The sequence below is a fragment of the Saccharopolyspora sp. NPDC002686 genome (genome assembly GCF_040295745.1).
Taxonomy (GTDB): domain Bacteria; phylum Actinomycetota; class Actinomycetes; order Mycobacteriales; family Pseudonocardiaceae; genus Saccharopolyspora; species Saccharopolyspora oryzae.
Window position 1 is genome coordinate 1 of the sequence record NZ_JBEOVY010000295.1, and the last position, 10,120, is coordinate 10,120.

General features: G+C 71.8%; 5 protein-coding genes. All 5 read right to left on the reverse strand.

The annotated features are described in order from the left end of the window. On the reverse strand, positions 1-3,486 hold a 3,486-nt coding region (locus tag ABTZ89_RS29615; protein WP_351050802.1), incomplete at its 3' end, for an ATP-binding protein. A gap of 25 nt (positions 3,487-3,511) precedes the next feature. After that, positions 3,512-4,750: a cytochrome P450 gene (locus ABTZ89_RS29620; protein WP_351050805.1), complete on the reverse strand. Its 1,239-nt coding sequence runs from the start codon at positions 4,748-4,750 to the stop codon at positions 3,512-3,514. A gap of 77 nt (positions 4,751-4,827) precedes the next feature. Next, positions 4,828-7,086, reverse strand: a complete 2,259-nt coding sequence (locus ABTZ89_RS29625) for an SDR family NAD(P)-dependent oxidoreductase (RefSeq protein WP_351050808.1) — start codon at positions 7,084-7,086, stop codon at positions 4,828-4,830. Then, entirely contained in the window at positions 7,083-8,435 is a 1,353-nt protein-coding gene (locus tag ABTZ89_RS29630; protein WP_351050811.1) for a cytochrome P450, read from the reverse strand. The genes ABTZ89_RS29625 and ABTZ89_RS29630 overlap by 4 nt, the downstream gene beginning before the upstream one ends. Continuing rightward, positions 8,428-10,120: SDR family NAD(P)-dependent oxidoreductase (locus ABTZ89_RS29635; protein WP_351050813.1), on the reverse strand; the 1,693-nt coding region annotated here is incomplete at its 5' end. The genes ABTZ89_RS29630 and ABTZ89_RS29635, both read right to left, overlap by 8 nt.

Consider the following 10,120-nt stretch of genomic DNA (forward strand, 5'->3'; position numbering starts at 1 on the left):
GGGCAACGTGTTCCTGGGCGACGACGGTTTCGGGGTCGCGGTCGCCGACCGGCTGGCCCTGGACCCGCCCGCGGGAGTGCGGGTCGAGGCGGCGAGCGCGTCCGCCACGCCCGGCAGGGCGACGATGCGTCCGTCGCCGTCGCGCAACGGCGTCGGGTCGCGAACCAGCGCGATCGCCACTGAGGAGTCCGAAGTGGACTCTTCGGTGGCGCAGGTGAACAGGTGGACGTCGGCGTCCACCGACGGCAGGCGCGTCAGGTCGAAGTTCCGCAACCGCCGCAGGCCCAACCGGTCCCGGAGACCGGGGTGCACGCCCCGCTCGGTGCGCACCTCGACGATGCCGCCCGGCTCGGGACGGAACGTGAAGTGCTGAGCGCCGACGGCGCGATCGAGCACAGAGACGGTCAACCGCTCCACTTCGGTCTGCGGCGCAACCCGGGTCAGCACGCGGCGCAGCTCGTCCGCCGTGGCATCGGGGCTCGTCGGTGGCTCGGCCCAGCTCAGGTAGACCTCGACGAGGGTATCGACCTCGTCCCGCTTGGCGGCCACCTTCGCGATCGCTCCGGCCGCGGCTTCGAACCGGTCGAAATCGGTCGCGGTCGCCAGCGAGCGCGCCGCCGGTCCGTGCTCGGCCGAGACGAACGTGCACCCGTCGACCTCGAAGCACCGCAGGTCCACCGGTCGCAGCTCCGGACAGCGCTGGCGCACGAGCACTTCGAGGAGCGGGCCGAGATCGATCCCCTTGCGGTTGATGCGCTGCGCGAGCAGGCGTTCCAGCGGTTCCGCGCTGGACGTCATGGCCGCGATCCGGTCGCCGCGGTCCGCGGCTTCGGGGTGCTCGTCGAGGTAACGCAGGTGTGCGCGCACCTGCGCATAGGTGCGGGCGCGCTTGCGTCGCAGGGGCGGCTGCACGATCTGCCGGAACGCGACTCGACGCGCCAAGCCCGCCACTTCGCGGAACTCGCGCAGCGAGGTCAGCCGTTCGAGCACCGCTCGCATGGCATCGTGCAGGTCATCGCTCGGCGGCGGATCAGCCGACCACTGCTGGAGGAGGGCCGTCGCGACGGCCGACGCGGGGCGCTGTTCTGCCAGGTAGATGCGGAAGACGGCGGCTTCGGGATCCGCGACGGCTCCGTAGTGGCCCAGGAGCGTCGTCAGCCGTTGCTCGAAGGCCGGCGTCGCACCGGCCGCTGCCAGGTCGAGGGTCCGCAGGTAGGCGTGGAACTGCTCGTGCGGACCGGCCACCTCGGTCTGCGCTGCGGGCTTGCGGCTCGACAGCTCGGCGATGTCCGCGAACAGGTGCAGCAGCTCGATCTCGGCGAGGAGCGGCCGATCCCCGCGCGCGGCGAAGTAGTCGGCCAGGACCCGTCGTTCGTCCACCGGGTCGACGTCGAACCCCAGCAGGGCGTTGCGGAGGTCCTCGGCGCCGGTCGGAGCGCAGTCCACTTCGGACAATCCGAGGTCCTCGGCGGTGGTGCGAACCGGCTGCTCGGCGCCGGTCGCTTCCAACCGCAGCAGCGGGGCGTCCGCCTCGACCTGACTGCCCACCGGTACCAGGAACTCCGTCAACCGCGCCTTGAACGGGGCTCGCAGCACGGTTTCCATCTTCATGCTCTCCAGCACGAGCACCGGGTCACCCGCATCGACCTCGGCGCCCTCGGCCGCGGTCGCGGCGACGACGAGCGCGGGCGCGGGCGCCCGGACAACGCCCTGGTCGTCGTGGCCGATGCGGTGCGGAACGCCCTCGACCTCCACCAGGTGCTGCGACCCGTGCCGGTCGGTCACGACGTCGAATCTCCGACCGTTGAGCGTGATCCGGGCCTTGACGTCGTCGTAGCGCTCGAACCCGACATCCGCGGCGCGCTCGACGGGACCGACGGCGACCCGGAACCTGCTCGGCCCGATCCGGGCGACCTTGACCTGGTGCACCGCGCCGTGCAGCTCCAGCGGAACGGGGGAGTCGTCCGGCGGCAACTGCGGCTGACCACGACGAGCGCTGTCGAACAGCTGCCGCCGCCGTGCGCGCTCCGCGGCCAGGTAGGTGTCGATGGCTGCGGTGACCAGCGCGACCCCGCGGTGGTCCGGCGAGCTGCGGCGGTTCCAGGTCCGGTCTATCCAGCCGGTGTCGGCCGTGGCGTCGACGATCTCCGGCGTGCCGAGCAGGTCGAGCAGGAAACCCTTGTTGGTGGTGCCGCCCTCGATGAGCACCGTGGTCTCCGCGATCGCGCGGCGCGCCCGGGCCAGTGCTTCGCCCCTGGTGCCGCCGAACGCGATCAGCTTGGCGATCATCGAGTCGTAGTCCGGCGGGATCGCGTCGCCGACGGCGAACCCGGCGTCGACCCGGATCCCGGGGCCTGCGGCGAGGTCGAACCGCTTGATCCGGCCCGGAGCGGGCGCGAAGTCGCGATCCGGGTCCTCGGCGTTGAGCCGCACCTCGACGGCGTGGCCGGTCTCGGCGGGCACCGGGCCGGTGAGCCTGCTCCCGGCGGCCACCCGGAGCTGGGCCTTCACCAGGTCCACCCCGGTCGTCGCTTCGGTGACCGGGTGCTCCACCTGGAGGCGGGTGTTGACCTCGAGGAACGAGAAGCGTTCGGTGCGCGGGTCGTAGAGGAACTCCACGGTGGCCGCGCCCCGGTAGTCGACGGCCAGCGCCAATCGCTGCGCCACCGCTTTGAGCTCCTCCACCTGCTCGGCGGCCAGCAGCGGCGACGCCGATTCCTCGACGACCTTCTGGTTGCGCCGCTGTACCGAGCAGTCCCGTACGCCTAGCGCCCATGCCGTGCCCTGCCCGTCGGCGATCACCTGCACCTCGACGTGCCTGGTTGCCGGGAGCTGCTGCTCCAGGAACACCGCGTCGCTGCCGAACGCCTGCTCGGCTTCCCGCCGGGCCCGGTCGTAGACCTCGACGAGCTCCGCATCGCCGGTGAGGACCCGGATCCCGCGTCCGCCACCGCCGGCAGCGGCCTTGAGCATCAGCGGGTACCCGATCTCCTCGGCTGCGCGCCGGGCGGATTCGAGGTCCGCGACCGCGCCCCGGCTCCACGGAGCGACCGGCACACCGGCGGTCTCCGCGAGCAGCTTCGCCTCGATCTTGTCGCCGAGCTTGCGCATCACACCCGCGCTCGGGCCGACGAAGGCGACCCCGAGCTGCTCGCAGAGTTCGGCGAACGCCGGTTCCTCCGCCACGAATCCCCAACCGGGCCAAGCAGCATCGGCGCGGGTGGCCACCAGGGCGTGCGCCAAGCGGTCCAGGTCCAGGTACGGACGTGCCGAGGCCGGGCCGATGCAGTGCACCGAATCGGCTTCCCTGGCGAACGTCGCGCCGCGTTCCTCCTCGGTGCACAGCGCGATGCTGGTGATGTCCTCGCCGTCGGCGTTCAGCTCCCGGATCGCGCGGATCATCCGCATCGCGGGTTCGCCGCGGTTCACGATGGCGACTCTGTGGAACAAGGCGCTCCTCCTATGCCGGGCGGATCGAACGGGCACGGGTCTTGCAGCTCGACCTGCGCGCTCAGGACGCGCGGTAGCGCACCGGAAGCCGGTAGGGGCCGCGGAAGGTGGGCATGATCGACCGGTCTACGGTGTCCGGCGCGGACAGCTCCGGTCGGGGGACGTGCTCGACGAACGCCTGCACCGCCAGGTCGTGGACGAGCTTGCCCAGCCGCGCGCCGAGGCAGTAGTGGAGGCCGCGGCCGAACACGATGTGCGCGACCTCGCCCCGGTCGAGGTCGATGCGGTCGGGATCGGGGTACTGGGCCGGATCGCGGTGCGCCGCGCCGATCCAGACGAAGATCTCGTCGCCGGAGGCAAGCTCGTGCCCGCCCAGCTCGATGGGCTCGACGACCCGTCGCTTGGTGAGCTGGACGGAGGAGTCGAAGCGCATAAGCTCCGACGACATCCGCGGCACCGCGGCCGGATCGGCGCGCACCCGCTCGAACAGCTCGGGATCGCGCAGCAGGTGGATCACCGTGTTCCCGATCTGGTGGGCGGTGCTGATCTGCCCCGCGGTCAGCAGGAACGCCAGGTTGCCGAGCAGCTCCTCCTCGGAGGCCCAGTTGCCGCCGGTGTAGGAGTCGGCGAGCACCTGGAGCAGGTCGTCGCGCCGGTCGCCGTGGCGTTCGGAGACCAGGCCGCGGAAGAACTCGACGAACTCGTGCACGCCGCCGAGCAGCTTCGCCTGGTGCTGCCGGCTGGCGGGACCGTCGTCGATGAGCAGGCCGAGGCTGAGCATCCAGTGCAGGTAGTCCTGGTCGCCGCCGCCCGGAACACCGAGCATCCGGCCGAGGCCGAGCGCGGGCAGGGCGTACCCGTAGGCCGCCATCAGGTCGAACTCGCCGTTGCCGTCGGCGAGCGCGGAGTCCAGCAGCCGGTGCGCGGACTCGGTGATCTGCTCCTGCATGTCGTCGATCGGCTTCGGCATGAACGGCGCCTTGAGCTCGCGCCGGATCCGGTTGTGGTTCGGCGGATCGGTGGTGACGATCTGCTGGTAGAGGGCGTTCATCGCGGTGGTCTGGCCGGCGTCGGCGTCGGTCGGCAACCGCTCGGCGAGCCACTGCGGCCGCGCGGCCGACAGCCGGGGGTCCAGCAGCGCGGTCACCGCGGCGTCGTAGCCGGTGACCATCCAGCCGCCGTCGTCGCCCATCCGCTCGTCCCAGTAGACGGGGTCGGTCTCCCTGACCCTGCGGTACAGGGGGTAGGGGTCGTTGATGCACTCCTCGGCGTAGATCTGCTCCATCGTGAGCTCGGCCATTCCTGCTCCAAGAGATCGGGATTCGTTCGGCGGGCGGTGGTGGGGAAGCGGCAGCTCCGGCGTTCAGTCCGCGGCTATCACGTCCCGTCCGCGCGAACGCCCGGTCCTCGCACGGCCAGTGCGACCTGCCGGGTGCCGCGATCGACCGCGTACCAGGTCTTCCCGGCCGGCTCGGCGACCAGGAGGTCGGCCCGCTGCGGGTCGCCGCCGATCGCGATCCGCCCGATTAGCAGCCGGTCGGTCGACGAGCCGGAAAGCACCATGCGCAGGACGTTCTCCAGCGCGGTGGTCGGGAGCAGCGAGGTCGGCGGCGGCTCCGCCGCCCACAGGTCGGCATCCGCGCACGGCGCGAGGGACGCGGTGCGGGTGCCGCAGGGATGCTGCCGCCACCGGGCCAGCGGCACGACCAAGCCCCGCCAGTGCACTGTGGACGCTGCGACCCCGAGCGGTTCACCGTCGGAGCCGGGTACCTGCGGTGCGATGTCGTCCGGTTCTCGGCAGCGCCCGGTCATCGCGGCGATCTGCGCCCCCGCACCGGTGCGGAACACAACTCGGAGCGACCCGTCGGATTCGGCTGAAGTCGTTCTGAGCAACTGGATTTCGCCGTCCGACAGGCGCAGGCCCGGCAGGTCCACCTCGACGTCGACGAGTTCGCGCACCGGTCCGGCGAACCATTCGGCCGACCGGAGCGCGTTGTCCAGCAGGAGCGTGATGGGCAGGGCCGGGTCACCGCCCACCAGGACGTCACCGGTCACCGGGGTGTCCTCGGCGCGGAATCGGACCTCGGACACCAGGCGTTTCCCCGAACGCCATTCGACCGGATCTCCGAGGTGGAAGACCCGCGGATGCACCTCGGCGAAACCCGGCAGCGAGCGCACGGCAGGGAATTGCCCGGCCTGCGCCACGCTGATCCCGGTGTCGACCGGTCCGAGGAAGGCGACCTCCCCGCTGTGCGGTGCGGCGAGCTCGTCGCACCAGCGCCCCAGCCCGTCGGCGGGATCCATCGCGGGCATGTACTTCACCGCGGCGTCCACATTGGATGATGCGCTCAGCGACTGCCACAGCGGCCAGCACAGGGTCTGGACGTCGAGCCCGCTGACCCGGCGCGCCCAAAGTCCGAGGCGTGCGAGGGCTTCGTTGCCCGCGGCGTAGTCGAGCTCGCCGACCATCCCGCCGAGGCGACCGGTGAGCGACCCCGAGTTGCAGAAGAACTTCAGCTCCCGGTCCCGCACCGCGGTGAAGACCCGGAGGAACCCGGTGACCTTGATCGCGACCCCGGCGAGGAAGTCCCGGTCCGACTTGGCGGGCAGCCGAGCGGGCCGGTCCACCCCGGCGAAGTAGACGACCCCGGTGAGGTCCGGGATCCCGGCGATCAGGTCCGCCACCGCGTCCGGGTCGGTGATGTCGCAGTGCGCGAACCGGAGCGGCAGCCCTTCGCCTTCGGCTGCCGACAGGTTCTTCTGCAGCGTGCGCCTCCGCCGCAGCCGGTCGATCCGCTCCCGGGTGTCGCGGACGGTGCCGTCGGCGGCGGCTCGGCGCATGAGGTCTCGCCGGTAGTCGTCGAACTCCGCGTCGTCGAGGAGCGCCCACTCCTCACTGCCCGTCGGCGGCCTGGTCCGCCCGGTGACCACGACGCGGCAGCCGCGGCGGGCGAGGGTCCTCGCCAGCTCGAAACCGATGCCGCTCCAGCCACCGCAGACGAGCACGACGTCGCCGTCCCCGAGCGGCACCGACGGCTCCCCGACGGCCTGCGCACGCGGTGTCAGCGCATGCCGGATCCCGTCGCGGTGGCCGATCTCCGCCGGGCCGGTCGCGTACAGCTCGGCTGCCGCGATGTCCGGCAGCCCGGCGACATCCGGGCGGCCGACGTCGACGACCCGGGCGTTGATGTTCGGGATCTCGCGGTGCAGCGTCTTGGCCAGACCGGCCCAGATCCCGCCCAGCGGCTGGTGGATGGGCCCGTCCCCGTAGCCGGACCGGCCGTCGAGGTAGGTGACGGCCAGGTACGCCAGCCGGCGGGCGTCGGTCTCCTCGCTCCAGTCCGAGTAGCAGGCGCGCAGCACTGCGAGGGTGCGGAGCAGCGCGCCCTCCGCGGCGTCGGGGGAGTCCGGCGAGAACGGTTCGGCGAAGGTGAGGTCCACGACGGCGTCCGGTGTCCCGGAGTCGCCGAGCTGCCACGGGAGCGCGCCGCGGTCGACCAGCACCCCGGTGACTGCTTCCGCCGCCCCGGTCGCGCCCCCGATCACTGCCACGCGGCGGCCGGAGAGGTCGGGCGCAGGCCCGTTCGGTGCGGGCCCGCCGGCCCACACGAACCGCTGCACTCGGGCCGTGATCATTCCTGGTCGATCCGCTCGATGCGCATCTGGACGCCGCTCTTCGGGCGCAGCGACACCAGACCGGTCGGCACCACCTGGTGGCCCGACGCCAGGTCCAGCCGGTACCGCTGGGTGATCATGGCGACGGCGAGCTGCAGCTCCAGCAGCGCCAGGTGGTGGCCGATGCAGTGCCGCTGGCCGCCGCCGAACGGCAGGTAGCGGTAGCGCGTGGTGTGCCGGTTCGCCGGGCAGAACCGCTCCGGGTCGAACGCCTCCGGCGACTCCCACACGTCCGCGTTGTGGTGCGCGGCGTGCGGCGAGATGAGCACCGTGGTGCCCGCCGGGACGTGGTAGCCACCGATCTCGTCGTCCTCGACCGCATCGCGCGGGTAGACCCAGATCGGCGGGTAGACGCGCAGCGACTCGTCCACCACCTGCCGCAGGTAGGTCAGTTTCGGCAGGTCCTCGACGGTCGGCGTCCGCCCGGCCAGCACCTCGTCGAGCTCGGCCGTCAGCTTCCGCCGCACGTCGGCGTGCTGGGCCACGGCGTAGAGCGTCCACGCCAGGGCGCAGCCGGTGGTCTCGTGCCCGGCCATGAAGTGGGTCTTCAGCTCGGCCCGGATCGCGCGATCGTCCCAGGGACGCCCGGTCTCCGGGTGCTCGGCCGACAGCAGCGCGGCGACCAGGTTGTCGTCATCGGTGCCGCGGGCGCGCTGCCGGGCGATGACGTCGTCCAGCACGCCGTTGAGCACCGCCTGGTGCTTCTTGAGATCGCGCTGGTAGCGCGTCGGGACCCAGCGCGGGAGCATCTGCTCCACCTTGCCGGTGATGATCATCGCCTTGATCGCGAAGCGCACGACGGGCAGCAGCTCGTCGGCGCGGTCCCGGAGGTCGACGCCGAACAAGGTGCGGCTGAGCACCCCCATGGACAACCGCATCACGTCGTCGACGATGTCGATCACTTCGCCGTCCCGTGCCGGTTCGGCCCAGCTGTCCAGCAGGTCGTCCACGCACTCGGTGATGATCGGGGCGGCGGACTCCAGCCGGGCGCGCTGGAAGAACGGCTGCGCGACCTGCCTGCGGGCCTTCCACTCGGCGCCGTCGGTGGTCAGCATCCCGTGGCCCATGAAGAGGTTGAAGCCCCGGTAGAAGCGTCCCCGCCGGTAGTTGCCGGGGTTGTCCTGCAGCACGTGCTTGATGAGCTCCGGATCGGTCACCTGGTGCACCAGGTACGGGCCGAGCTTGACCCGCGCGATTCCGCCGAACCGGCGCTGCAGGTCGCTGATCAGCCCGAGCGAGTTGCTCTTGAACTTGCTCAGCGCGCCGATCAGGTGACCGCCGTCGGGTCCCGGAGCGCTCCGGTCAGCCATGTGGTCCTCCCGCGGTGTGGAACTGCCCGGTGGTGATGTCGACGTGCCCGAGCACCTTCGCCTGGATGTCCTTGATCTGCGCCAGCACCCGGCCGTCGGGCCCGGCGGCGACGAACCGGTTGCCCTGCCGGGTCCCGAAGGTGATCTCCGGTGGTGACGCGTAGAGCTCGACCGGGCCGGATTCGGCCAGGGCGCGGTCGTTCGCCCGCTGGTACAGGTCGATGCGGCGGATCGCGGTCGGCACCGCCACCGGCATCGAGCGGTCGTCGACGAGGTGCAGCACGCCCATCCGGGCCATCCCGTCGAGCAGCAGGTTCGGCATGGTGAACGCCGACCAGACCGGGGCGGCACCGGCCAGGTCCGGGGCGAACCGGGCGCGCTTGCCGAGCGGGTGCAGGCGGGTGCCGGTGGTGCACGCGAACGGTCCGCTCAACGCGACCGGCGACCCGGGCAGGTGGTACGGGTCGGGGACGGCGCGTTCGGCGGGGTCCGGTTCCCACGGCTGCCAGCGCACCTCCGCGAACTGCGGCGCGAGCAGGACCCGGCAGCTGAAGTGCGGCTTGTCGCGTGCGGCCAGGACACCGCGCGGCGACACGACGTCCGAGGTGATCCGCACGTCGACGGTCACGAGGTCGTCGGTGCTGTCCAGCACGGTCGCGCGGATCCGCTTCGGTTGCGACCGCACGTCCTCGCGGACCTGGATGAACCGGTCGAACCGCAGGTCCGCGAAGCCGACGACCTCGAGGTCCGGGCGCAGCCGCAGCGCGGCCTCGCCGGCGAGCTCGGCGACGAACAGGCCCGGCAGGGTGGGGTGGCCGCGCACCAGGTGTCCGCGCAGGTAGCCGTCGGTGGTCAGGTCCATCGGGCACTCGTGGACCGCCGAACCGTCCTGTTCGGACACCGCCTTCCGGAGGTAGAAGCCACCGGGGCGGTCCGGCGCGGTGCGGGGCTGCCAGAAGTCCGGGTAGAACCGGGCGACGGTGTTGCGCTCGGCCTCGCCGAGGTGCACGGTGTGCGGATCCCGCTCCGGTGCGTGCAGTTCCCGGACGAAGTGGTGGATCCCCTCGGACACCGGCATGTTCGAGTACGACGCGGCGCGTTCGTAGTACTTGCTGATCAGCCCGCCGGCCCCCATGCCGGTGCCGCTCCACAACGTCCAGCCGATGGTCAGCTCATCGGCACCGGTGGTCCGGGCGGCGAACTCGCCCGCCGCGGCGAGGTAGTCGTTGGCGGAGGCGTAATCGGTCTCGCCGACCTGGCCGAAGAAGCCGAGCAGCGAACCGAAGTTGCACCACGTCCCGACCTGCCGCCCGGCCAGGGCGCGCTTGAGGTTGCGGTGGGCGAGCAGCTTCACGTCGCGGACCCGCCGGAACTCGCCGAAGTCCTTGCGCTCCAACCGGGTTGAACTGCTCCGCCCGGCCGCGTTGATCAGCAGGTCGATCGCCGGCTCCGCCGCGAAGATGTCGTCCACCACCCGCTGGACGGCGACCGGATCCGTGACGTCGCAGGCGTGGTAGTGCACCGAGCTCGCGTGTGCGTTCATCTCGGCGATGTTCTGCCGGGCCCGCCGCGCCTCGACCATGCGGTCGTACTCGCGGTTGAGCTGCGCGACGGAGGTGCCGCGGCGCTGCGCCAGCTGCCGCATCCGAGCTGCGGCGGTGGCCGAAGAACTCGGGCTGAGCCCC